This is a genomic window from Novosphingobium sp., assembly GCF_030699305.1.
In the GTDB taxonomy this organism is placed as follows: domain Bacteria; phylum Pseudomonadota; class Alphaproteobacteria; order Sphingomonadales; family Sphingomonadaceae; genus Novosphingobium.
The window spans coordinates 123858-145522 of record NZ_JAUYNB010000008.1; the positions used below are offsets into that span (position 1 = coordinate 123858).

General features: G+C 63.9%; 22 protein-coding genes and 1 pseudogene. 3 read left to right on the forward strand and 20 right to left on the reverse strand.

What is annotated here, in order from left to right; genetic code table 11:
- Nucleotide 1: 1 nt before the first annotated feature.
- The 19 genes and pseudogenes from nuoN to Q8Q53_RS02520 form a co-directional block, all read right to left on the reverse strand.
- The gene (nuoN, locus tag Q8Q53_RS02430) at nucleotides 2-1465 is read right to left on the reverse strand and encodes an NADH-quinone oxidoreductase subunit NuoN (RefSeq protein WP_305700155.1); all 1464 of its coding nucleotides are present in this window, start codon (nucleotides 1463-1465) and stop codon (nucleotides 2-4) included.
- A complete protein-coding gene (locus Q8Q53_RS02435) occupies nucleotides 1465-3009 on the reverse strand; it encodes an NADH-quinone oxidoreductase subunit M (RefSeq protein WP_305700156.1) in 1545 nt (514 codons plus the stop codon). Before Q8Q53_RS02435 ends, nuoN begins: the two co-directional genes overlap by 1 nt.
- The gene (nuoL, locus tag Q8Q53_RS02440; RefSeq protein WP_305700157.1) at nucleotides 3009-5042 is read right to left on the reverse strand and encodes an NADH-quinone oxidoreductase subunit L; all 2034 of its coding nucleotides are present in this window, start codon (nucleotides 5040-5042) and stop codon (nucleotides 3009-3011) included. Before nuoL ends, Q8Q53_RS02435 begins: the two co-directional genes overlap by 1 nt.
- Before the next feature lie 6 nt (nucleotides 5043-5048).
- On the reverse strand, nucleotides 5049-5354 hold the full coding sequence (nuoK, locus tag Q8Q53_RS02445; RefSeq protein ID WP_305700158.1) for an NADH-quinone oxidoreductase subunit NuoK: 306 nt from the start codon (nucleotides 5352-5354) through the stop codon (nucleotides 5049-5051).
- Nucleotides 5351-5968, reverse strand: a complete 618-nt coding sequence (locus Q8Q53_RS02450) for an NADH-quinone oxidoreductase subunit J (RefSeq protein WP_305700159.1) — start codon at nucleotides 5966-5968, stop codon at nucleotides 5351-5353. The genes nuoK and Q8Q53_RS02450 overlap by 4 nt, the downstream gene beginning before the upstream one ends.
- Before the next feature lie 12 nt (nucleotides 5969-5980).
- Nucleotides 5981-6466, reverse strand: coding sequence for an NADH-quinone oxidoreductase subunit NuoI (gene nuoI, locus Q8Q53_RS02455; RefSeq protein WP_305700160.1), 486 nt, complete (start codon nucleotides 6464-6466; stop codon nucleotides 5981-5983).
- Nucleotides 6463-7506: an NADH-quinone oxidoreductase subunit NuoH gene (gene nuoH, locus Q8Q53_RS02460; protein WP_305700161.1), complete on the reverse strand. Its 1044-nt coding sequence runs from the start codon at nucleotides 7504-7506 to the stop codon at nucleotides 6463-6465. Before nuoH ends, nuoI begins: the two co-directional genes overlap by 4 nt.
- Nucleotides 7503-9509 carry an NADH-quinone oxidoreductase subunit NuoG gene (gene nuoG / locus Q8Q53_RS02465; RefSeq protein WP_305700162.1) on the reverse strand — a complete coding sequence of 669 codons (2007 nt, stop codon included), beginning with the start codon at nucleotides 9507-9509 and terminating at the stop codon, nucleotides 7503-7505. Before nuoG ends, nuoH begins: the two co-directional genes overlap by 4 nt.
- The gene (locus Q8Q53_RS02470; protein ID WP_305700163.1) at nucleotides 9509-10216 is read right to left on the reverse strand and encodes a hypothetical protein; all 708 of its coding nucleotides are present in this window, start codon (nucleotides 10214-10216) and stop codon (nucleotides 9509-9511) included. Before Q8Q53_RS02470 ends, nuoG begins: the two co-directional genes overlap by 1 nt.
- The gene (nuoF, locus tag Q8Q53_RS02475) at nucleotides 10213-11499 is read right to left on the reverse strand and encodes an NADH-quinone oxidoreductase subunit NuoF (RefSeq protein WP_305700164.1); all 1287 of its coding nucleotides are present in this window, start codon (nucleotides 11497-11499) and stop codon (nucleotides 10213-10215) included. The genes Q8Q53_RS02470 and nuoF overlap by 4 nt, the downstream gene beginning before the upstream one ends.
- Nucleotides 11499-11636 (reverse strand): hypothetical protein, encoded by a 138-nt coding sequence (locus tag Q8Q53_RS02480; RefSeq protein ID WP_305700165.1) that lies wholly within the window; start codon nucleotides 11634-11636, stop codon nucleotides 11499-11501. Before Q8Q53_RS02480 ends, nuoF begins: the two co-directional genes overlap by 1 nt.
- A complete protein-coding gene (nuoE, locus tag Q8Q53_RS02485) occupies nucleotides 11633-12304 on the reverse strand; it encodes an NADH-quinone oxidoreductase subunit NuoE (RefSeq protein WP_305700166.1) in 672 nt (223 codons plus the stop codon). The genes Q8Q53_RS02480 and nuoE overlap by 4 nt, the downstream gene beginning before the upstream one ends.
- Complete coding sequence (locus Q8Q53_RS02490) at nucleotides 12304-12609, reverse strand: nuclear transport factor 2 family protein (RefSeq protein WP_305700215.1); 306 nt, start codon at nucleotides 12607-12609, stop codon at nucleotides 12304-12306. The genes nuoE and Q8Q53_RS02490 overlap by 1 nt, the downstream gene beginning before the upstream one ends.
- A gap of 22 nt (nucleotides 12610-12631) precedes the next feature.
- On the reverse strand, nucleotides 12632-12811 hold the full coding sequence (locus Q8Q53_RS02495) for a hypothetical protein (RefSeq protein WP_305700167.1): 180 nt from the start codon (nucleotides 12809-12811) through the stop codon (nucleotides 12632-12634).
- Nucleotides 12811-14022, reverse strand: a complete 1212-nt coding sequence (locus tag Q8Q53_RS02500) for an NADH-quinone oxidoreductase subunit D (RefSeq protein ID WP_305700168.1) — start codon at nucleotides 14020-14022, stop codon at nucleotides 12811-12813. Before Q8Q53_RS02500 ends, Q8Q53_RS02495 begins: the two co-directional genes overlap by 1 nt.
- A gap of 14 nt (nucleotides 14023-14036) precedes the next feature.
- Nucleotides 14037-14648, reverse strand: a pseudogene (locus Q8Q53_RS02505) (NADH-quinone oxidoreductase subunit C); the annotation flags it as partial.
- Between the two features lie 14 nt (nucleotides 14649-14662).
- Nucleotides 14663-15244, reverse strand: a complete 582-nt coding sequence (locus tag Q8Q53_RS02510) for an NADH-quinone oxidoreductase subunit B family protein (RefSeq protein ID WP_371136487.1) — start codon at nucleotides 15242-15244, stop codon at nucleotides 14663-14665.
- Nucleotides 15241-15615: an NADH-quinone oxidoreductase subunit A gene (locus Q8Q53_RS02515; RefSeq protein WP_305700171.1), complete on the reverse strand. Its 375-nt coding sequence runs from the start codon at nucleotides 15613-15615 to the stop codon at nucleotides 15241-15243. Before Q8Q53_RS02515 ends, Q8Q53_RS02510 begins: the two co-directional genes overlap by 4 nt.
- A 172-nt stretch (nucleotides 15616-15787) precedes the next feature.
- Nucleotides 15788-17221, reverse strand: a complete 1434-nt coding sequence (locus Q8Q53_RS02520; protein WP_371136488.1) for a coniferyl aldehyde dehydrogenase — start codon at nucleotides 17219-17221, stop codon at nucleotides 15788-15790.
- A 163-nt stretch (nucleotides 17222-17384) separates the two neighbouring features.
- Here Q8Q53_RS02520 and Q8Q53_RS02525 point away from each other — a divergent pair, with 163 nt between their 5' ends.
- Nucleotides 17385-18581 carry an acetyl-CoA C-acyltransferase gene (locus Q8Q53_RS02525; RefSeq protein WP_305700173.1) on the forward strand — a complete coding sequence of 399 codons (1197 nt, stop codon included), beginning with the start codon at nucleotides 17385-17387 and terminating at the stop codon, nucleotides 18579-18581.
- Between the two features lie 29 nt (nucleotides 18582-18610).
- On the opposite strand, the gene Q8Q53_RS02530 is transcribed toward Q8Q53_RS02525, so the two are convergent.
- Nucleotides 18611-19084 carry an SH3 domain-containing protein gene (locus Q8Q53_RS02530; RefSeq protein WP_305700174.1) on the reverse strand — a complete coding sequence of 158 codons (474 nt, stop codon included), beginning with the start codon at nucleotides 19082-19084 and terminating at the stop codon, nucleotides 18611-18613.
- A gap of 78 nt (nucleotides 19085-19162) precedes the next feature.
- Here Q8Q53_RS02530 and Q8Q53_RS02535 point away from each other — a divergent pair, with 78 nt between their 5' ends.
- On the forward strand, nucleotides 19163-20197 hold the full coding sequence (locus Q8Q53_RS02535; RefSeq protein ID WP_305700175.1) for a D-glycerate dehydrogenase: 1035 nt from the start codon (nucleotides 19163-19165) through the stop codon (nucleotides 20195-20197).
- A gap of 135 nt (nucleotides 20198-20332) precedes the next feature.
- A complete protein-coding gene (locus tag Q8Q53_RS02540; RefSeq protein WP_305700176.1) occupies nucleotides 20333-21646 on the forward strand; it encodes an ammonium transporter in 1314 nt (437 codons plus the stop codon).
- Nucleotides 21647-21665: the final 19 nt, after the last annotated feature.

Sequence of the window (21665 nt, forward strand, 5' to 3'; positions counted from 1 at the left end):
GTCAGGCGTGGAACAGCACTGCCGCTGCCGTCGCCGCCAGCGCCCCAAGGCACTTCGTCAGCAGATAGCCCGCAGGCGAGATGAACAGCGCGCACAGCGCCAGCAGCGCCTGATGAATCCAGTCGCTCTGCCCCACGGCCTTGTTCGCCGGTTCATCGAAGTACATGACCTTGACGACCTTGAGGTAGTAGAACGCCCCGATCACGCTCGCGGCGATCCCGATGGCGGCGAGCGGGATCAGCCCCGCCTGCACCGCCGCCTGGAACACCACGAACTTGCCCCAGAACCCGAACAGCGGCGGGATCCCCGCAAGGCTGAACATGATCATCGCGATACACGCCGCCAGCACCTTGCGGTGGCTGGAAAGCCCGGCGATGTCCGCCAGTTCCTCAACCGGATTGCCATCCGCATCCTTGAGCATCAGCACCGCCACAAACCCGCCGATGGTCATCGCGACGTAAATCGTCAGATAGACCAGCATCCCAGCCGCGCCTTGCGGAGTCGCGGCGGCCAGACCGATCAGCAGGAAGCCGACGTTGTTGATCGACGAATAGGCCAGCAGGCGCTTGAGGTTGGTCTGCCCGATCGCGCCGAGCGCGCCGACCACGATCGAGGCCAGCGCGGCGAAGATCACAATCGGCTGCCACGCGGAAACCTGCGTGCCGAACGCCTGGAGCGAGACGATCATCGTCAAACCCAGCGCAGCGACCTTGGGGGCAGAAGCAAAGAAGGTCGTCACCGGGGTCGGTGCGCCTTCATAGACGTCGGGCGTCCACATGTGGAATGGCACGGCGCTGATCTTGAACGCCAGCCCGGCCAGCACGAACACCAGCCCGAACGTCGCGCCGGTGGACAGGCCGCCTTGCAGCGCGGTCGCGATCCCGGCGAAGTCGATGGTGCCGGTGAACCCGTAAGTCAGGCTGATCCCGAACAGCAGGATCCCGCTGGCCAGTGAACCCAGCACGAAATACTTGAGGCCCGCTTCGGCCGAACGGTCATCGCTGCGCAGGAACGCCGCCAGCACGTATGCCGCAAGCGAGTTCAGCTCCAGACCGATATACAGCGTCAGCAGGTTGGTGGCCGAAACCATGATCCCCATGCCCATCACCGCAAACAGCACCAGCACCGGATATTCCGGGCGATAAGCCCCAAGCCGTTCAAAGAACGCCGGTGCCACCAGCAACGAGGCACCCGCCGCCGCATAGATCAGCAGTTTGGCGAAGGCCGCAAACGCGTTGGCTGAATAAAGGCCAGAGAATGCGAGCGTCTCAGGGCCGTGCGCCCCGCTCCACAGCGTCGGGACAACCAACACGGCGCAGCCCGCCAAGGTGGCGACCGACAGCCAGGTAATCACGCGGGCATCCCGGTCACACCTGGCCCAGGCAGACGCCAGCAGCAGGATCAGCCCGGCGATGCTGAGCAGAAGTTCAGGCGCAACAAGGCGCAGTGACTGCAACCAGTCCATTAATGCGCCCCCTCGGCATGTGCGGCAGCAGGTTCATGAGATTGCGCGGCAGCCTGCGGCTGTCCGGCAATAAGCTGGGCATCGCCGGCCGGGCGAGCGCGGGCAAGGCGCGCATCGAGCGCGGCAATGTCCGCCCGCATCGGGGCCAGGAAGCTTTCGGGATAGACCCCCATCCACAACACGACCGCACCGATCACCCCCAGCATCCAGAATTCCCGGCGGTTCAGATCCGGCATCGCGGCGGCATCGGCGTTCTTCTGTTCGCCAAAGCAGATCCGGCGATAGAGGTACAGCATATAGCCCGCGCCCAGAATGATCCCCGTGCCGCAGACCAGCGCCACCAGGCTGGATACCTGATAGATCCCGACCAGCGCCAGAAACTCACCAACGAAGCCGCTGGTGCCCGGCAGGCCAACCGAGGCCATCGTGAACAGCATGAAGAAGATCGCATACTTCGGCATGTTGATCGACAACCCGCCATAGCGGCTGATCTCGCGGGTATGCAGGCGGTCATAGATCACGCCAACACACAGGAACAACGCGCCCGCGACCAACCCGTGGCTGAGCATCACGATCATCGTGCCTTCCAGCCCCTGCACGTTGAACGCGAACAGGCCAACGGTCACGATCGCCATGTGCGCGACCGACGAATAGGCAATCAGCTTTTTCATGTCGTGCTGGACCAGCGCGATCAGCGAGGTCACGACCACCGCGATCATCGACAGCCAGAACACCAGCCAGGCAAAGTGTGCGGACGCTTCCGGGAACATCGGCAGCGAGAAGCGGATGAAGCCATAGCCGCCCATCTTGAGCAGCACGCCCGCCAGGATCACTGACCCGGCGGTCGGCGCCTGCACGTGGGCATCGGGCAGCCAGGTGTGGACCGGCCACATCGGCATCTTCACCGCGAAGCTGGCAAAGAAAGCCAGCCACAGCAGCTTCTGCGCCTCGACCGGGAAGTCATAGGCCATCAGTGTCGGGATGTCGGTGGTGCCCGCCTCGTTCACCATCCACAGCATCGCGATCATCATAAGCACCGAGCCAAGCAGCGTGTAGAGGAAGAACTTGTAGCTGGCGTAGATCCGGTCCGCGCCGCCCCAGATGCCGATGATCAGGTACATCGGGATCAGCCCGGCTTCGAACATGATGTAGAACAGGAACAGGTCCTGCGCCGCGAACACGCCGATCATCAGCGTTTCCATCAGCAGGAACGCGGCCATGTATTCGCCGACGCGCTTGTCGATCGAATGGCTGGCCAGAATGCAGATCGGCATCAGGAACACCGACAGCATGATCAGCATCAGCGCGATACCGTCGATCCCCAGTGCCCAGCTGAAGCCCGCAAACAGCGGAACCTTTTCAACAAACTGCCACTGCGCGCCGCCGATATCGTAGTTCGCCCAGAGCAGCGCGCCCAGCACGAAATCGATCAGCGTCGCGATCAGCGCGATGGTCCGTGCGGCCTTCGCTTCGACCAGCAGACACGCCACCGCTGCCACCAGCGGCACCAGCAGCATTACCGAGAGGATGGGAAAATCGGCCATCACTTCACCATCACCCAGCTGATCGCCGCCGTCAGACCCAGCAGCATCACCAGCGCATAACTATAGAGGTAGCCCGACTGGACCTTCTTCGCGAACCGGCTGCCCTGTTCCACGGCCCAGGCCGCGCCGTTGGGACCGAACCGGTCAATCAGCCCGATGTCACCCAGCTTCCAGAACTTGTCACCCAGCCAGAACGCGGGGCGGACGAACAGGAAATTGTAGAGCTCGTCGAAATACCACTTGTTGTAGAGGAACTTGTGCAGAATGCCGAACTGCGCGACGAATGCGGCAGGCAGCGAGGGCTTGCGGATATAGGCAAACCACGCGGTCGCCAGACCCAGCAGCATCACGATGCTGGCCGACAGCTTCACCCACAACGGCACTTCATGCATCGCGTGCATCAACTGCGCGTCATAGGCGATGGAACTGCCCCAGAATTCGGCGCTGTCCAGGAACCCGTGGCTGAACACGAAACCGGCAAACACCGCGCCCAGCGCCAGCACGCCCAACGGAACGAGCATCGGCAGCGGGCTTTCATGCGGGTGATACCCGGCGGTGCCGTCATCGTCCCTGGCATGGCCATGGGCCTGATCGTCATGCCCGTGCGCTGCATGGCCGTGGCCGTCATGCATGGCATGCTGGATATGTTCCGACTGCGCCCAGCGCGGCTTGCCATAGAAGGTCAGGAAGATCAGGCGCCACGAATAGAAACTGGTCAGCAGCGCAGCGAACACGCCCACCCAGAACGCGGTCTGCCCCGCGTCTCCGCCACTGGCGAAGGCGGCTTCAAGGATCGCGTCCTTGGAATGGAAGCCTGCAAACCCGGCGTGGAGCCAGTATACACCAACCCCGGTGATCGCCAGCGTGCCGGCCATCATCGCCCAGAACGTCAGTGGGATGTGTTTCCGCAAGGCCCCGTAATAGCGCATGTCCTGTTCGTGGTGCATCGCGTGGATCACGCTGCCCGCCCCTAGGAACAGCAGCGCCTTGAAGAAGGCGTGCGTGAACAGGTGGAACATCGCCGCGTTGTAGGCGCCGACGCCAGCGGCAAAGAACATGTAACCCAGCTGCGAACAGGTCGAATAGGCGATGACTCGCTTTATATCCCACTGCGTCGTGCCGACGGTGGCCGCGAACAGGCAGGTGGCCGCGCCCACATACGTGACCATGTTCATCGCCACTTCGCTGGTTTCGAACATCGGCGACAGGCGGCAAACCATGAACACACCGGCGGTGACCATCGTCGCGGCGTGGATCAGCGCCGACACCGGGGTCGGGCCTTCCATCGCGTCCGGCAGCCAGGTGTGCAGGCCCAGCTGCGCCGATTTGCCCATCGCACCGATGAACAGCAGGATGCACAGGATCGTCATCGTATCCCAGCGATAGCCCAGGAACCCGATGGTCGAGCCCGCCATGCCCGGCGCGCGCGCCAGGATTTCAGGGATCGAAACGGTGTTGAACACCAGGAACGTGCCGAAAATGCCCAGCATGAACCCAAGGTCACCGACGCGGTTGACCACGAAGGCCTTGATCGCGGCTGCGCTGGCCGAGGGTTTCTTGAACCAGAACCCGATCAGCAGGTACGAGGCGAGGCCCACCCCTTCCCAACCGAAGAACATCTGGACCAGATTGTCGGCCGTCACCAGCATCAGCATGGCGAAAGTAAACAGCGACAGATAGGCGAAGAACCGGGGCTGATCGGGATCTTCCGACATATAGCCCCAGCTATAGAGGTGGACCAGCGCCGAGACCGAGGTGATGACCACCAGCATGATCGCGGTCAGCGTGTCGACCCGCAGCGCCCAATCGAAGATCAGACTGCCGGACTGCACCCACATCAGCACCGGCACGACATACGCCACAGCGCCGCCGGTCAGAAAACTGATGAAGATCGGCCACGACAGCGCGCAGCTGATGAACAGCGCGCCCGTGGTGATCGCCTTGGCGGCGACGTTGCCAAGCTGCCGGTTGCCCAGACCCGCGACAATCGCGGCCAGCAGCGGCAGGAAGACGATGAGAAGGATCGGATCCAAGATGGCTTACCCCTTCATCTGGTTGACGTCGTCGACCGCAATAGTGCCGCGGCCGCGGAAATAGATGACCAGGATCGCCAGGCCGATCGCCGCTTCGGCCGCTGCCACGGTGAGCACGAACATCGCGAAGATCTGGCCGGTCAGGTCACCCAGGAAGCTGCTGAACGCAACCAGGTTGAGGTTCACCGACAACAGGATCAGTTCGATCGCCATCAGGATGATGATGACGTTCTTGCGGTTGAGGAAGATCCCCAGCACGCCCAGCACGAACAGGATCGAGCTGACGACGACATAGTGTTCGACGCCAATCACAGTTGGACCCCCTTGCCCACTTCCGGCTGCATGTTGACGGTCGCGTCCTCAGGCCGGCGCGCGACCTGGCGCGAAATGTTCTGGCCACGCACGCCGCCGCGCTGACGGTGGGTCAGCACGATTGCGCCGATCATCGCCACCAGCAGGATGATCCCCGCCGCTTCGAACAGGAACAGATACTTGCTGTAAAGCAGCGCCCCGATCGCCTCGATGTTCGAAGCGCCCGCCGCTGTCGTCGCGGTTCCGTCGGGCGTGCCCAGCTGGATTCCGCCCGCGCGCTCTGCCCCGATGCCCAGCACCAGTTCGCTGACCAGCACGATTGCCAGCAGCAGCCCCAGCGGGAAGTTCTTGACGAAGCCCGCGCGCAATTCGGTGAAATCAATGTCGAGCATCATCACGACGAACAGGAACAGCACCGCGACCGCGCCGACATAGACGATCACCAGCAGCATCGCGATGAATTCGGCGCCGACCAGAACCATCAGGCCGGCCGCGTTGAAAAAGGCAACGATCAGCCACAACACCGAATGGACCGGGTTGCGCGCCGTGATGGTGAGCGCCCCGGCGGCAATCGTCAGCGAAGCGAACAGATAGAAGGCAATGACCTGAATCATGGTTGCGAGCCCCTATCGATACGGCGCATCGGCTTCAAGGTTCGCGGCAATCGCCCGCTCCCACTTGTCCCCGTTCGCCAGCAGTTTGGTCTTGTCGTAGAGCAGTTCTTCGCGCGTTTCGGTCGCGTATTCGAAGTTCGGCCCCTCGACGATGGCATCGACCGGACAGGCTTCCTGGCAGAAGCCGCAGAAGATGCACTTGGTCATGTCGATGTCGTAACGCGTGGTGCGGCGGCTGCCGTCAGCGCGCGGTTCGGCTTCGATGGTGATGGCCTGCGCCGGACAGGTCGCCTCGCACAGCTTGCACGCGATGCAGCGTTCCTCGCCATTGGCATAGCGGCGCAGCGCGTGCTCGCCCCGGAAACGGGGGCTGAGCGGATTCTTTTCGAACGGGTAGTTGATCGTCGCCTTGGGCTTGAAGAAATACTTCAAGGTCAGCCAATGCGCCTTCACGAACTCCCACAGCGTGAAGCTCTTGATGAGCTGTGCGACGGTCATGCGAAGTGTCCCGTATACATCAGATAGCCGCTCACGACGACCACGAACCCAAGCGAAACCGGCAGGAACACCTTCCAGCCAAGGCGCATCAGCTGGTCATAACGATAGCGCGGAACGGTCGCCTTCACCCAACTGAAGATGAAGAAGAAGAAGAATATCTTCGCGAACAGCCACAGCCAGCCCGGCACCAGATAGAGCACCGGAATGTCCAGCGGCGGCAGGTAACCGCCAAAGAACAGCGTGGCGTTGAGCGCGCACATCAGCAGCACGTTGGCATATTCGCCCAGCCAGTAGAGCGCGAAGCTCATCGACGAATATTCGGTCTGGTAACCGGCAACCAGTTCCGATTCCGCTTCGGTCAGGTCGAACGGCGCACGCTGCGTTTCAGCGAGCGAGGAGATCAGGAACATCACCCACATCGGGAACAGCAGCGGGTTCGCGACGAAGCCGTTGATGATCCAGACATGCGATTTCTGCGCCTCGACGATTTCGCCCAGGTTGAACGAACCGGCCCACAGCACGACGCAGATCAGGATGAACCCGATCGAGACTTCATAGGAAATCATCTGCGCCGACGCGCGCATCGCCGAGAAGAACGGATACTTGGAGTTGGACGCCCAGCCCGCCATGATCGTGCCGTAAATCCCCAGCGACGAAATCGCGAGGACATAGAGCAGCCCGACATTGATATCGGCCAGGATCGCGCCCGAATTGAACGGGATCACCGCCCAGGCCAGCAGCGCGACCGTGAAGGTGATGATCGGCGCGATCAGGAACAGGGCCTTGTTGGCGGCCGACGGGATAATGGTTTCCTGCAGGAATACCTTCAATCCGTCCGCAAACGACTGGAGCAGACCGAACGGGCCGACCACGTTGGGGCCGCGCCGCAGCGCCATCGCCGCCCAGATCTTGCGATCGACATAGATGATCATCGCCACCGCCAGCATCAGCGGCAGGGCAATCAGCAGGATGCCGCAGATCGTGGCGACAAACCACGCCCACTCATACGACATGCCCAGGGTCTGGAAGAACTCGGTCATTCCGCGGCCTCCGCAAACGCTTCACCGTGCAGCAGTTCCGCCGAGCAGCGCTGCATCGTAGCGCTGGCACGGGCAATCGGGTTGGTGAGGTAGAAATCCTTGATCGGATAGGCATCGATCACGCCTTCCGACTTGGCCTTCGCCGCTTTGGGCAGCGCGCCGTAATCGGCCAGTCCTTCACGGCCCAGCGCCGGAACCGCAGCCGCCATCGCACTGCGCAGCGCTTCGAAGCTGTCGAACCCGACCGAAACACCCAGCGCATCGGCCAGCGCGCGCAGGATCGTCCAGTCCTCGCGCGCGTCGCCGGGGGCGAACACGGCCTTGTCGGAGCGCTGCACGCGCCCTTCGGCGTTGACATAGGTACCCGGCTTTTCGCTGAACGCTGCTGCAGGGAGGATGATATCCGCTGCGTGCGCGCCCTTGTCACCGTGGTGGCCGATGTACACGACGATGCTGTCCGCGAACTTCGTGAAGTCCACTTCGTCCGCGCCCAGCGCCAGCACCAGCTTGGGCTTGGCGGCGGCCAGATCGGCGATCCCGCCCGGCTGCGCATAGCCCAGCATCAGCCCGCCCATGCGGCTGGCCGCCATGTGCAGGACGTTGAACCCGTTCCAGTCCTCACGGACCAGCTTGTACTTGTCAGCCAGCGCCAGACACGCACCCAGCGCGCCCTTGCCAAGGCCAGCCCCGCCGAGGATCAGCGCGGGCCGCGCCGCGCCCTTCAGCGCGTCGGCTGCGTCCTTGGGCAGCTTGTCCAGCACGGCCAGATCGTTGCCGAGGAACGTCGCCGGATAAGTGGTTTCCCACTCCGGCCCCACGACGAAGAACTTCGCCCCGGCCTTTGCCGCCTTGCGCAGCCGCGAATTGACCAGCGGCGCTTCCCAGCGGACATGGCTGCCGACGATCAGCACCACATCGGCGGTTTCAATGCCCGACAGCGTCGAGTTGAAATTGACCGCCGCGAGGTTCGAGCAGTCATACGACAGCCCGGTCTGGCGGCCTTCGAGCAGGCTGGAACCCAGCGCGCCGGCCAGCGCCCTGGCCGCAAACATCGTTTCGCAATCAACCAGATCGCCCGCGACAACCGCGATATCCTTGCCCGGATTGACCTTGGCGACGGCGGCAAACGCCTCGTCCCAGCTGGCCGCGACCAGCTTGCCGTCACGGCGGATCCATGGGCGGTCGAGGCGGCGGCGGGTCAGCCCGTCAACCTGGAAGCGCCCCTTGTCGGACAGCCATTCCTCGTTCACGTCATCGTTGATGCGCGGCAGGATGCGCAGGGCTTCGCGGCCCCGGCTGTCGATCCGGATGTTCGCGCCAATGGCGTCGGACACGTCGATCGACAGCGTCTTCTTCAGTTCCCACGGCCGCGCTTCGAACGCATAGGGACGGCTGGTCAGCGCGCCGACCGGGCACAGGTCGATCACGTTGGCCGACAGCTCGTGCGTCGACGCCTTTTCCAGATACGTGGTGATCTGCATGTTCTCACCGCGATAGAGCGCGCCGATTTCATCCACGCCCGCGATTTCCTCGCTGAAGCGCACGCAGCGGGTGCACTGGATGCAGCGGGTCATCACGGTCTTGATCAGCGGGCCCATGTACTTTTCAGTCACTGCGCGCTTGTGCTCATGATAGCGCGAGCTGCCCCGGCCATAGGCGACCGACTGGTCCTGCAGATCGCACTCACCGCCCTGATCGCAGATCGGGCAATCGAGCGGGTGGTTGATCAGCAGGAATTCCATCACGCCTTCGCGCGCCTTCTTGACCATCGGCGAATCCGTGCGGATTTCCTGACCTTCGGCGGCGGGCAGCGCGCAGGAGGCCTGCGGCTTGGGCGGTCCCGGCTTCACTTCGACCAGACACATCCGGCAGTTGCCGGCGATGCTGAGCCGTTCGTGATAGCAGAAACGGGGGATTTCCTTGCCGGCAAGCTCGCAGGCCTGCAGGACGGTTGCGCCTGCCGGAACTTCGAGTTCAACGCCGTCGACGGTAACCTTGGGCATTACTGGGCGGCTCCCGAAGGCTGCGCGGCGCTGGCCAGGCGATAATACGCCACCGCCAGTGCGCCCCGCAGGGTCATGCGATCAAATCCAATGGTCTGGCCTGCCGGAAGGCAGCCAGCCAGCGAAGGGGCAACGGCCTGCAACGCGGCCAGTTCGGCCTGCGATGCGGCGGGCGTGGCGAACAGCGCACGGACCGGCGCACCGGCGGCGCGGGTTACGCATTCGGCCATTTTCGCGCGGGCGACTTCGCCCTGCTTTTCTTCAAACTTGCGCTGCTGCGCGGCGACCCGCTCAGGCGGCAGATCGCTGCCGTTGCGGTCGGTCAGGCGGACCGGCCACGGCTCGGCATAGGTCAGTGCGGGCACTCCGTCGAAGCTGGTTGCGGTCAGCCGGTCCAGCCCGCGCGCCACCAGCGCATCGGCCATCGCGCCTTTCAGCGACGCGTCGTTGAACCGGGCCACGGTCACGCGATCGGCCAGACATTCCTTCTGGACCAGACGCTTGCCATCATCGCTGCGGGTGTCGAGGAACTCGCCCGAGAGCAATGCCTTGCTGGCGATCTCGCCCTCACGCTTGACGATGCAAGTGCCGTAAAAGCCCAGCGCCGCGCGGATTTCAGCCGGATCGGCCGCCCGTGCGGTGCGCGCATCAGCGTGCTGACCAGCGGCCAGCACCGTGACGGCAAGCAAGGCGTAAAGCGGCTTCACTCGGCCGCCTCGCGCACGTTTTCGGCAATGCGTCGTTCGATTTCGGGGCGGAAGTGGCGGATCAGGCCCTGGATCGGCCAGGCCGCAGCATCGCCGAGCGCGCAGATGGTGTGGCCTTCGACCTGCTTGGTCACGTCCCACAACATGTCGATTTCCGACACGTCGGCATCGCCGGTGCGCAGGCGTTCCATCACCCGGTACATCCAGCCCGTGCCTTCGCGGCACGGCGTGCACTGGCCGCAGCTTTCATGCATGTAGAAGTGGCTCAGGCGGCTGATCGCGCGGACGATGTCGGTCGACTTGTCCATCACGATGACGGCGGCGGTGCCAAGGCCGGAGCCGACTTCGCGCAGGCCGTCGAAGTCCATCGGCGCGTCCATGATCTGCGCCGCCGGGACCAGCGGAACCGACGAACCGCCGGGGATCACCGCCAGCAGGTTGTCCCACCCGCCGCGAATGCCGCCGCAATGCTTTTCGATCAACTCGCGGAACGGGATCGACATCGATTCCTCGACCACGCACGGCTTGTCCACGTGCCCGCTGATCTGGAACAGCTTGGTGCCCTTGTTGTTGTCCCGCCCGAAGCTGGAGAACCACGCGGCCCCGCGCCGCAGGATCGTAGGCGCAACCGCGATCGATTCCACGTTGTTGACCGTGGTCGGGCAGCCATAGAGGCCCGCACCGGCCGGGAACGGCGGCTTCAGGCGCGGCTGGCCCTTCTTGCCTTCCAGGCTTTCGATCATCGCGGTTTCTTCGCCGCAGATATAGGCGCCCGCGCCGCGGTGGACGAAGACGTCGAAGTCATAGCCCGAACCGCAGGCGTTCTTGCCCAGCAGCTTGGCGGCATAGGCTTCCTGCACGGCGGCGGAGAGCGTTTCGGCTTCGCGGATATATTCGCCGCGAATGTAGATATAGGCCGCGCGCGCGCGGATCGCGAACCCGGCCACCAGCGCGCCTTCGATCAGCTTGTGCGGATCGTGACGGATAATTTCGCGGTCCTTGCACGAGCCCGGTTCGGATTCGTCGGCGTTGATGACCAGGAAGCTGGGACGGCCGTCCTTGCTTTCCTTGGGCATGAACGACCACTTCATGCCGGTCGGGAACCCTGCCCCGCCCCGGCCGCGCAGCCCCGACGCCTTCATTTCGTCAATGATCGCATCCTGCCCGCGCGCGAGCAGGGCCTTGGTATCGTCCCAGTCCCCGCGCGCCTGCGCGGCTTTCAGGTTCCACGGCTGATAGCCGTAGAGGTTGGTGAAGATGCGGTCCTTGTCAGCCAATGCCATCAGATCGCTCCCTGCGAGAGGAAGTAAAGAACGGCCACCACGATCAGTGCGATCACCCCGAGCTTGATCACGCCGGTGAGAACTTTCCAGGCAATGACAATCGCGATCAGGGCAACGATTATGGTCCCGATGGTCATGCCCACTCCCCCCGGTAATCGTGGTTGGCTTTGACCATCTCTTTGAGCGTCGTCGGTCCGCCCAGCGGTTCGACCGTGTGGCGGCCCGGCTCCTGCGTTCCAGTCTTGGGCGACTGGCCCGCCGCCAGCGCATCGAGCACGGTATCAAGCCGCTCTGCCGTCAGGTCTTCGAAGTTGTCGTCGTTGATCTGGACCATCGGCGCAGAGGCGCAGTTGCCCATGCATTCGACTTCGGTCAGCGTCCACAGCCCGTCAGCGGTGGTGTGGCCCTTGTGCATCCCGCGCGATTTGCACGCGGTCATGATGTCGTCCGAACCGCGCAGCATGCACGGCGTGGTGCCGCAGACCTGCACGTGGAACCGGCCGACGGGCACAAGATTGTACATCGTGTAGAAGCTGGCGACTTCGACCACCCGGATGATCGGCATGTCGAGCTGCGCGGCGACGTATTCCATCACCGGGATCGGCAGCCAGCCCTGCGTGCCGGTTTCCGCGCCGACCTGGCGCTGCGCCAGATCGAGCAGCGGCATCACGGCGGAGCGCTGACGCCCCGCTGGATAGCGCGCGATGATTTCCTGCACCAGGATCGCGTTTTCCCTGGTCCAGGCAAAGCCCGCCCAGCGCGCACGCAGTTCGGGGGTATCAGGTTCGAGATGACGGTCAGCCATTAGCGGACGAACTCCACGCGGGCGCATTTGTCGCCCTCGAAGGTATAGATTGCGAATACGTCGAACGGTTCGCTCTGCGCGCTGCGCCAGACCCGTTCGTGCAGGATGACATAATCACCCAGCGCCTTGCGATCGATGATTTCGGCGCGGTTTTCCGGGAATTCGGCGAACATCTTCTTCAGACCTTCGCGGGTTCCTTCGCGCCCCTCGCGCACCACGGCCCCGCGATAGCCCGCTTCGCAGGCATCCTCGGTCATCAGTGCGACATAGGCGTCGGCATCCTGCGCGTTGTAGTGCGCGATCATCGTTTCAGCGATGGCGGTCCGGTCAGCCACGGGCCATTCTCCGTTCAAGCAGGCGGCCCAGGGCCACCCCGACCGTGCCGGTAAAGGCGGTCGACAATACTTCCTTCGGCGATGAAGTGCCGTGGAAGGCATAGAGATACGCCGCCACTGCCGAAGCGAAGGCCGCGAACACCGCCACAAAAATCAGGACTTCACGCAGCATCAGCGGTCACACTCCCCGAACACGACGTCGATCGCGCCAAGGATAGCGGTCGCGTCGGGCAGCATGTGGCCCTTGCACATGAAGTCCATCGCCTGAAGGTGCGAGAACGCGGTCGGGCGGATCTTGCAGCGGTACGGCTTGTTCGAGCCGTCCGAGACGAGATAGACGCCGAATTCGCCCTTGGGGCTTTCAGTCGCCACGTAAACTTCACCCGCCGGAACGTGGAAGCCTTCGGTGTAGAGCTTGAAGTGGTGGATCAGACTTTCCATCGACTGCTTCATCTCGGCGCGCTTGGGCGGCGAGACCTTGCGGTCGTCAGAAGCCACGGGGCCGGACGGCATATCGCGCAGGCACTGCTTCATGATCCGGGCCGACTGGCGCACTTCCTCGACGCGGACCATGAACCGGTCATAGCAATCGCTGTTGGTGCCGACCGGAATGTCGAATTCCATGCGGTCATAAACGTCGTAGGGCTGGCTCTTGCGCAAGTCCCACGGAATGCCCGCGCCGCGGATCATCGGGCCGGAGAAGCCCCAGGCCAGCGCGTCTTCCTTGCTCACCACGGCGATATCGACATTGCGCTGCTTGAAGATGCGGTTGTCAACGACCAGGCTCATCGCGTCCTCGAACAGCGTCGGCAGACGCGTATCGAGCCATTCGCCGATGTCGACCAGCAGCTTTTCCGGCACGTCCTGATGCACGCCGCCGGGACGGAACCACGCCGAGTGCATCCGCGCGCCAGACGCGCGTTCGAAGAAATTGAGGCAATCCTCGCGGATTTCGAACATCCACAGGTTCGGCGTCATCGCGCCGACGTCCATCACATGGCTGCCCATGTTGAGCATGTGGTTGCAGATGCGGGTCAGTTCGGCGAACAGCACGCGCAGGTATTGCCCGCGCAGCGGCACTTCGACGTTCAGCAGCTTTTCGATTGCCAGCACATAGCTGTGCTCCATCGCCAGCGGCGAGCAATAGTCAAGCCGGTCGAAATAGGGCAGCGCCTGCAGATAAGTCTTGTGCTCGATCAGCTTTTCAGTGCCGCGGTGCAGCAGTCCGACATGCGGATCGACCCGTTCGATGATTTCACCGTCCAGTTCCAGCACCATGCGCAGCACGCCGTGCGCCGCCGGGTGCTGCGGACCGAAATTGATCGTGTAGTTGGTGATGACTTCATCGCCAGTGGTCGGCGATTGTTCCAGCTGAAGGCTCACGATTTGGCTCCTTCTGCCTTTTCATCACCCGGCAGCACGTAATCCGCGCCTTCCCATGGGCTCATGAAGTCAAACTGGCGCAGGTCCTGAGCCAGTTGCACCGGTTCATAGACCACGCGCTTGTCTTCCTCGGAATAGCGCAGCTCGACATAGCCGGTCAGCGGGAAGTCCTTGCGGAAGGGATGCCCTTCGAAGCCGTAGTCGGTCAGGATGCGGCGCAGGTCGGTGTTGCCGTCGAACAGGACGCCGTACATGTCGAACACTTCGCGTTCCAGCCAGCCCGCGACCGGCCAGAGCGTCGTCACGGTCGGCACCGGGGTATCCTCGGCGGCGCAGGTCTTGACGATCACGCGGTGGTTCTTCGTGACGGACAGCAGGCAATAGACCACCTCGAACCGTTCTGCCCGGTCCGGATAATCAACGCCGGCGATTTCCATCAGTTGCTGATATTCATGCTCGTCACGCAACGTCCGCAGCGCATTGGCGATTTCGGCGCGCGCGACGGTAATCACGACTTCGCCGTGCTCCTCGCGCCCGGCGATGAACTTGTCGCCCAGCGCGGCGGTAAGCGCAGCGAGCACGCCTTCGTTCGAAGCGAACTTCGGGGCGGAATGGATTACTGCCATCGGACCAGCCCCCCTCAGCGTTCCAGCGTGCCAGCGCGGCGGATTTTCCGCTGCAACTGCATTACGCCGTAGAGCAGCGCTTCGGCGGTCGGCGGGCAACCGGGGACATAGATGTCCACCGGCACGATCCGGTCACACCCGCGCACGACCGAATAGCTGTAGTGGTAATAGCCGCCGCCGTTGGCGCAGCTGCCCATCGAGATCACATACTTCGGGTCCGACATCTGGTCGTAAACCTTGCGCAGTGCCGGAGCCATCTTGTTGCAGAGCGTGCCCGCCACGATCATCACGTCCGACTGGCGCGGCGACGCGCGCGGGGCAACGCCAAAGCGTTCCATGTCATAGCGCGGCATGTTGACGTGGATCATCTCGACCGCGCAGCAGGCCAGACCAAAAGTCATCCACCACAGCGAACCCGTGCGCGCCCACTGGAACAGATCCTCGGTGCTGGTGATAAGGAAGCCCTTGTCATGCACTTCGGCGTTGAGATCGTTGAAGAAACCCTGATCGGGCGCGGTCACGGCCGCGCCAGCAGACGGGCCGCCCAGCGGCTGGCCAGCAGCGTTGACGAGCGGAGTGGTCATTGGCGTGCTCATTCCCAGTCCAACGCCCCTTTCTTCCAGGCATAGATGAAGCCGATCACCAGTTCGGCCAGGAACACCATCATGGTCACCCAGCCCGCCCAGCCGGTCTGATCGAGGCTGACGGCCCACGGAAACAGGAACGCGGCTTCGAGATCGAAGATGATGAACAGGATCGCGACGAGGTAGAACCGCACGTCGAACTGGCTGCGCGGGTCTTCGAATGCGGGGAAGCCGCATTCATACTCGCTGAGCTTTTCCGCGTTCGGGTTGTGCGTGCCGGTCAGGCGCGCGACGCCCATCGGCAGGAACACGAACAGCGATGACAAGGCGAGCGCGATCCCCAGGAAGATCAGGATCGGCAGATATTGCGAGAGGTCGACCACGGATAACCCTCTTGGGAGCCTGACTCGGCGTTGCAAACGGTTGACCGCGCCCTAGTCCCGGCATGGCCCCGGCGCAAGTGGGGGATGCCCCGATATTCCCGCAAAAGTTACCGAATTCCGGCCCGCTCCCCCGGTTTCTGGCCCGGTTTCTGGCCGGGGGAGCGGGGAATGGTCATTTCTTCAGTTCACGCGCGAGCGTGGCATGGGTGGACTTGCCATAGGGCGGCTTCAGCCCGGCCAGCTTGGCCACGTCCAGTTTCGGCTGGCGATAGACCGCGCGGGCGTGGCTGAACGTCTTGAATCCGTCTGCCCCGTGATAATTGCCCATGCCCGAAGGGCCGACCCCGCCGAACGGCAGGTCTTCCATCGCGTTGTGGAACACCACGTCGTTGACCGTGGCCCCGCCGGAAATCGTCCGGCCCAGAACTTTTGCTTCCTCGGCCTTGTCCTGCCCGAAGTAATACAGCCCCAGCGGACGGTCGTGGGCGTTCACATAATCGATGGCCTGATCGATGCTGTCATAAGTCATCACCGGCAGCACGGGTCCGAAGATTTCCTCCTGCATCACCTTCATGTCGTCGGTCACGCCGCGCACGATGGTCAGCGGCATCTTGTTGCCGTTGGACGCGCTGAAATCCTCACCGCCGGGGTTCACCTCGATCAGCTCTGCCCCCTTGTCCTTCGCATCGGCGAGATAGCCCTGGAGCCGCTCGTAATTGCGGCCATTGACCACAGATGTGTAGTCATCGTTCTGGAGCAGCGTGGGATACATCGCCGAAGCCCCGCGCGTGATGCTTTCGATCACTTCGTTTTCCTGATCCTTTGCGACCAGCAGGTAATCCGGCGCGAGACAGATCTGCCCGGCGTTGAGCATCTTGCCCAGCGCAATGCGTTCGCCCGCCTGCGCCTTGTTGGCGCTGCGCCCCACGAACGTCGGCGATTTTCCGCCCAGTTCCAGCGTGACCGGCACCAGATTGTCGGCGGCGGCGCGCATGATGTGCTTGCCCACGCTGGTCGCGCCGGTGAAGATCATGTGATCGAACGGTAGTTTCGAAAACGCCGTGCCGACTTCCACGCCGCCAGTGAACACCGCAATTTCGTCCTCGGCAAAATACTGCGGCACCATTTCGGCCATGAGATCGGCGACCCGCTCGGTAAACTCGGACGGTTTGACCATGGCGCGGTTGCCCGCTGCCAGAATCCCCGCCATCGGCACCATCACCATCCCCACCGGGAAGTTCCACGGCGCGATCACGCCGACGACGCCCTTGGGCTGATAGACCACGTTGGCCCTGGCCCCCAGCCAGCCCAGCGGGAACGTCGGCTTGCGCTTTTCGGCGCGCGACCACGCCTCGAAATGTTTGCGCGCGTGTTTCAGCGCGCTGACCGACGGCATGATATCGGTCATCAGCGTCTGTTCGGTGCTGCGGTGGCCGAAATCGGCGGACACCGCCTTGGCAAAGGCGTCCTTGTGGTCGATCAGCAGCGCGATGGCCCGGTCGATCCGGTCACGGCGGACCGACAGGGGCTCCGGCATGGCGGCGGTAAAGGCAGTGCGCTGCTTTTCCAGCACGGCTTGCATGCGGGCGATTTCGGTGTCGGACACGATGGCTCTCCGATTTTGATTTGCCACTGTTCTTGCCGATCGCTGCGGGCTTGGCAAGCGGCAGGCGGGGCGCGGTCCGGCGCATGCACGATTGCCATCGCCGCAGTGCAGCATTATGCCGCCGGGGGACTCAAGTTTCCAAACCAACTCGAAAGGCGCAGCCATGGCCACTTTCTCCGCAAACGACCCCGTTGTCATCCTGTCCTATGCCCGCACCCCGATGGGCGGCATGCAGGGCGAATTGTCCGACGTTTCGGCGCCTGAACTGGGCGCAGTGGCCGTCAAGGGCGCGGTCGAGCGTTCGGGCGTCGATGGCGCCGCGATCGAACGGATCTACATGGGCTGCGTGCTGTCCGCTGGTCTGGGACAGGCCCCGGCCCGTCAGGCTGCGCTGAAGGCCGGACTGCCGATGTCGGTCGAAGCAACCACCGTCAACAAGATGTGCGGATCGGGCATGCAGGCGCTGATCATGGGCGCCGAAGCGCTGGCATCGGGCAGCATCGATTATGCCGTCGCGGGCGGCATGGAATCAATGACCAACGCGCCGTATTTGCTGAAAAAGCACCGGTCAGGCGCGCGGATCGGGCATGACACCGCCTTTGACCACATGTTCCTCGACGGGCTGGAAGACGCCTATGAGCCGGGCCGCGCGATGGGCAGCTTTGCCCAGGTCACGGCGGACGAATACCAGTTGACCCGCGAAGCGCAGGATAACTTCGCCATCGCCTCGCTCACCCGCTCGCAGGAAGCGACCGCCAGCGGCAAGTTCGCGCGCGAAATCGTCCCCGTGACGATCAAGACCCGCGCCGGTGAAGTGACCGTCAGCGAAGACGAACAGCCCAAGAAGGGCCGTCCGGACAAGATCCCGGCGCTCAAGCCCGCCTTCGCCAAGGACGGCACGATCACCGCCGCCAACGCCTCGTCGATCTCGGACGGTGCCGCCGCAATGGTCATCACCCGCCAGTCGGTGGCCGATGCCAACGGCCAGCAGCCGGTTGCCCGGATCGTCGCGATGGCCGCGCATGCGCATGAACCGGCCAAGTTCACGACCGCCCCGGTCGGCGCGATCACCAAGGTGCTGGACAAGGCCGGGTGGAGCGCGGCGGACGTCGACCTGTTCGAAGTCAACGAAGCGTTTGCCTGCGTCACCATGTTCGCGATGCACGATCTGGGCATCCCGCATGACAAGGTGAACGTCCACGGCGGGGCAACCGCGCTCGGCCATCCGATCGGCGCTTCGGGCGCGCGGATCATGGCGACGCTGATTTCGGCGCTCCAGACTTACGGCAAGACCAAGGGCGTGGCCGCGCTGTGCATCGGCGGCGGTGAAGCCACGGCCGTGGCCGTCGAACTGGTCTGATTGGTGATCCCGGCGGGCGGGCGGAGCCTTCAGGGTTCCCCCGCCCCCCACACCCGGGCCTGTTCGACAAAGCCCTTGCGTTCGCCAATGCTGAACGCGCACCACCCGTTGGCGCATTCCCCCAGCAGGCCGGTCACCCCCGGTTCCAGCCGCCACAGCAGCTTTGCGCCGGGTTCGGCGCTGTCCCGCATCGCGGCAGTTCCCGCGCCCTTGATATAACCGCCGCGCTGGCGGGTCAGGAACCGGGCCATCATCCAGCCTTGCGCGCCATCGGGATCCTGCACGAGCCGCCAGCCTTCCTTCAGCCGCAGCACCTTGATTGGCAGCTGCGGGCGGCGATAGACCCAGCTGATCCGGTAATCCTCGCCCGGACCGGCGCGCATATTCACTTCCGAGGCACGGATTGACGCCCAATAAGGGACTTTGGCGTCCTGCGCCGTGGCCGGAGCCGCCCATGCCATAAAACCGGCCAGCATACTGGCCACAATGCAACGCTTGATCATGCCTGCCAGATAGCGCGCGCTTGCCCCGCCGTTCAAGCGGCTTGACCCATCCCCCCTGCGCGGCCTAGCGAACAGTCGATGCCGATCGTGACCGACACCCCCACCACCCGCCGCGTTGCGGGAAAGCCCCGCGTCCATGTGACGCGCCGCCTGCTGCCGTCGGTTGAGGCGCGGATGGCTGAATTGTTCGATGTCACGCTGAACGAGGAAGATCGTCCGCTCAGCCGCGCCGAACTGGTCGCGGCGCTGCGCGGGTCCGATGTGCTGGTGCCGACCGTAACCGACCGGATCGATGCAGCCATGCTGGCGGAAGCGGCGGACGGGACGGACGGATTGCGCACCGGCCTGATTGCCAATTTCGGGGCGGGGATTGAACATATCGACCTGTCCGCAGCCCGCGCGTGCAAGGTGATCGTCACCAACACCCCCGGCGTGTTCACCGATGACACCGCCGATCTCACCATGATGCTGATCCTGTCGGTCCCGCGCCGGCTTGGCGAAGGGAGCCGTCTGGTGCGCGATGGCCGCTGGACGGGGTGGGCACCATCGCAGATGCTGGGTCACCGGATTGGCGGCCGGCGGCTGGGGATTGTCGGGATGGGCCGGATCGGTCAGGCCGTGGCTCACCGCGCCCGCGCGTTCGGGCTGGAGATCGTCTATCACAACCGGCACCGCCTGCCTGCCAGCATCGAGAACATGCTGGGTGCGCGCCATGAGGCCGATCTGGACCGGCTGATCGCAGAAACGGATATCCTGACGCTGCACTGCCCGGCCAGCCGCGACACCCACCGGCTGCTGGACGCGCGCCGGATCGCGCTGATGAAGCCGGACGCCTTTGTCATCAACACCGCGCGCGGTGACCTGATTGACGAAGAGGCGTTGATCGCGGCGCTGCAATCCGGCCACCTCGGCGGCGCGGGGCTGGATGTCTATGCCAGCGAACCGGCGGTCGATCCGCGCCTGATAGCACTGCCCAATGTCATCACCCTGCCCCATCTGGGCAGCGCCACGATCGAAGGCCGCGAACACGCGGGCGAAAAGGTCGTCGCCAATATCCGGTTCTGGGCCGATGGCCACCGCCCGCCCGATCAGGTGCTGGAAGGCTGGGCCTGAACCCGAATTACGACGTTTGACCGGTTTTCCGTGCAACATTGGTTCACGTCACGGCTTGCGCCCACTGCAATCGTTGCTTTAAGCCGCTTCGTTGAATGACGACCGCGCTGCGTGCGTGTGGGGGAGAATATCCGGATGCGTAACCTGCTGGCCCTTGGGCTTGGACTTGCCGGGGCGCTGCTGCCCGCTGCTGTCAGCGCGCAAGGCGTTGAAGTTGCAGCGGAAGACGTGGCCGACACCGGCGATACCGCGTGGATCCTGATTTCCACCGCGCTGGTGCTGATGATGACAATGCCGGGGCTGACGCTGTTCTACGGCGGGCTGGTGCGCGCCAAGAACTTCCTGTCCGTGCTGGTGCAGGTCGGCGCGATTGCCGCCATCGCCTCGCTGCTGTGGATCATCTGCGGCTATACGCTGGCGTTCGGCAATGTGACGAACGGCTGGTTTGGCGCAGGCAATGCCTGGATGCTGATCGATCTGGGCAACGTCCGGGCCGGAACCGCCGTGCCGGAAAGCGCGTTCGCCATGTTCCAGCTGACGTTCGCGGCGATCACACCCGCGCTGATGGCAGGCGCCTGGGTTGACCGGGCGCGGTTCGGCTGGGTCGTGGCGTTCTGCGCGCTGTGGGGCCTGCTGGTCTATGCCCCGGTGGCGCACTGGGTGTGGGGCGGAGGCTGGCTGGCGACGACGATGGGCACGCTCGATTTTGCGGGCGGGATCGTCGTTCACACCACGGCCGGTGTTTCCGCGCTGGTCGCCGCGATGCTGCTGGGCAAACGGCAGGGGTTCCCCAAGACGCTGATGCTGCCGCACAGCCCGTCACTGACAATGGCCGGGGCGGCGCTGCTGTGGGTTGGCTGGTTCGGCTTCAATGGCGGCTCGGCCCTGGCCGCCAACGACGATGCCGCCAGCGCGATCATCAACACCCATGCCGCCGCCGCGACCGCCGCACTGGTCTGGCTGCTGATCGAAAAGTTCACCGTCGGCAAATCGACCAGCGTCGGCTTTGCCACCGGTGCGATTGCTGGGCTGGCCACGGTTACCCCGGCGGCCGGGTTCATTTCTCCGGGCGCGGCGATCCTGTTCGGCGCACTGGCGGCGCTGGCGTGTTACCCGATGATCCAGATCGTGAAAAAGCGGCTGGGCGTGGACGATTCGCTCGATGTGTTCGCCGTCCACGGGATCGGCGGGATTGTCGGCTCGCTGCTGCTGGGCGTGTTCCTCTCGGCTGACCTTGGCGGAACCGGTTATGCCGAAGGCACGTCGATGGCCTCGCAAGTCGCGGCGCAGTTCGTCGGCGTCGGGGTGGTGGCGATCTGGTCAGCCGTGGTCAGCGCGGTGATCGCGGTGCTGGTCAGCCTGGTGCTGCCGATGCGCGTCAGCGAAGAAGAAGAGCGTGAGGGGCTGGACCTGACCAGCCACGGCGAGCGCGCGTGGGAACTGGACTGACCCGGCGCGCCATCGCGGC

Bases quoted from the DNA above. Each gene is read 5' to 3' on its own strand.
- nuoN (WP_305700155.1), bottom strand. From the start codon at position 1,465: ATGGACTGGTTGCAGTCACTGCGCCTTGTTGCGCCTGAACTTCTGCTC.
- Q8Q53_RS02435 (WP_305700156.1), bottom strand. From the start codon at position 3,009: ATGGCCGATTTTCCCATCCTCTCGGTAATGCTGCTGGTGCCGCTGGTG.
- Q8Q53_RS02450 (WP_305700159.1), bottom strand. From the start codon at position 5,968: ATGATTCAGGTCATTGCCTTCTATCTGTTCGCTTCGCTGACGATTGCC.
- nuoI (WP_305700160.1), bottom strand. From the start codon at position 6,466: ATGACCGTCGCACAGCTCATCAAGAGCTTCACGCTGTGGGAGTTCGTG.
- nuoH (WP_305700161.1), bottom strand. From the start codon at position 7,506: ATGACCGAGTTCTTCCAGACCCTGGGCATGTCGTATGAGTGGGCGTGG.
- nuoG (WP_305700162.1), bottom strand. From the start codon at position 9,509: ATGCCCAAGGTTACCGTCGACGGCGTTGAACTCGAAGTTCCGGCAGGC.
- nuoF (WP_305700164.1), bottom strand. From the start codon at position 11,499: ATGGCATTGGCTGACAAGGACCGCATCTTCACCAACCTCTACGGCTAT.
- Q8Q53_RS02480 (WP_305700165.1), bottom strand. From the start codon at position 11,636: ATGACCATCGGGACCATAATCGTTGCCCTGATCGCGATTGTCATTGCC.
- nuoE (WP_305700166.1), bottom strand. From the start codon at position 12,304: ATGGCTGACCGTCATCTCGAACCTGATACCCCCGAACTGCGTGCGCGC.
- Q8Q53_RS02490 (WP_305700215.1), bottom strand. From the start codon at position 12,609: ATGATCGCGCACTACAACGCGCAGGATGCCGACGCCTATGTCGCACTG.
- Q8Q53_RS02495 (WP_305700167.1), bottom strand. From the start codon at position 12,811: ATGCTGCGTGAAGTCCTGATTTTTGTGGCGGTGTTCGCGGCCTTCGCT.
- Q8Q53_RS02510 (WP_371136487.1), bottom strand. From the start codon at position 15,244: ATGAGCACGCCAATGACCACTCCGCTCGTCAACGCTGCTGGCCAGCCG.
- Q8Q53_RS02525 (WP_305700173.1), top strand. From the start codon at position 17,385: ATGGCCACTTTCTCCGCAAACGACCCCGTTGTCATCCTGTCCTATGCC.
- Q8Q53_RS02530 (WP_305700174.1), bottom strand. From the start codon at position 19,084: ATGATCAAGCGTTGCATTGTGGCCAGTATGCTGGCCGGTTTTATGGCA.
- Q8Q53_RS02535 (WP_305700175.1), top strand. From the start codon at position 19,163: ATGCCGATCGTGACCGACACCCCCACCACCCGCCGCGTTGCGGGAAAG.
- Q8Q53_RS02540 (WP_305700176.1), top strand. From the start codon at position 20,333: ATGCGTAACCTGCTGGCCCTTGGGCTTGGACTTGCCGGGGCGCTGCTG.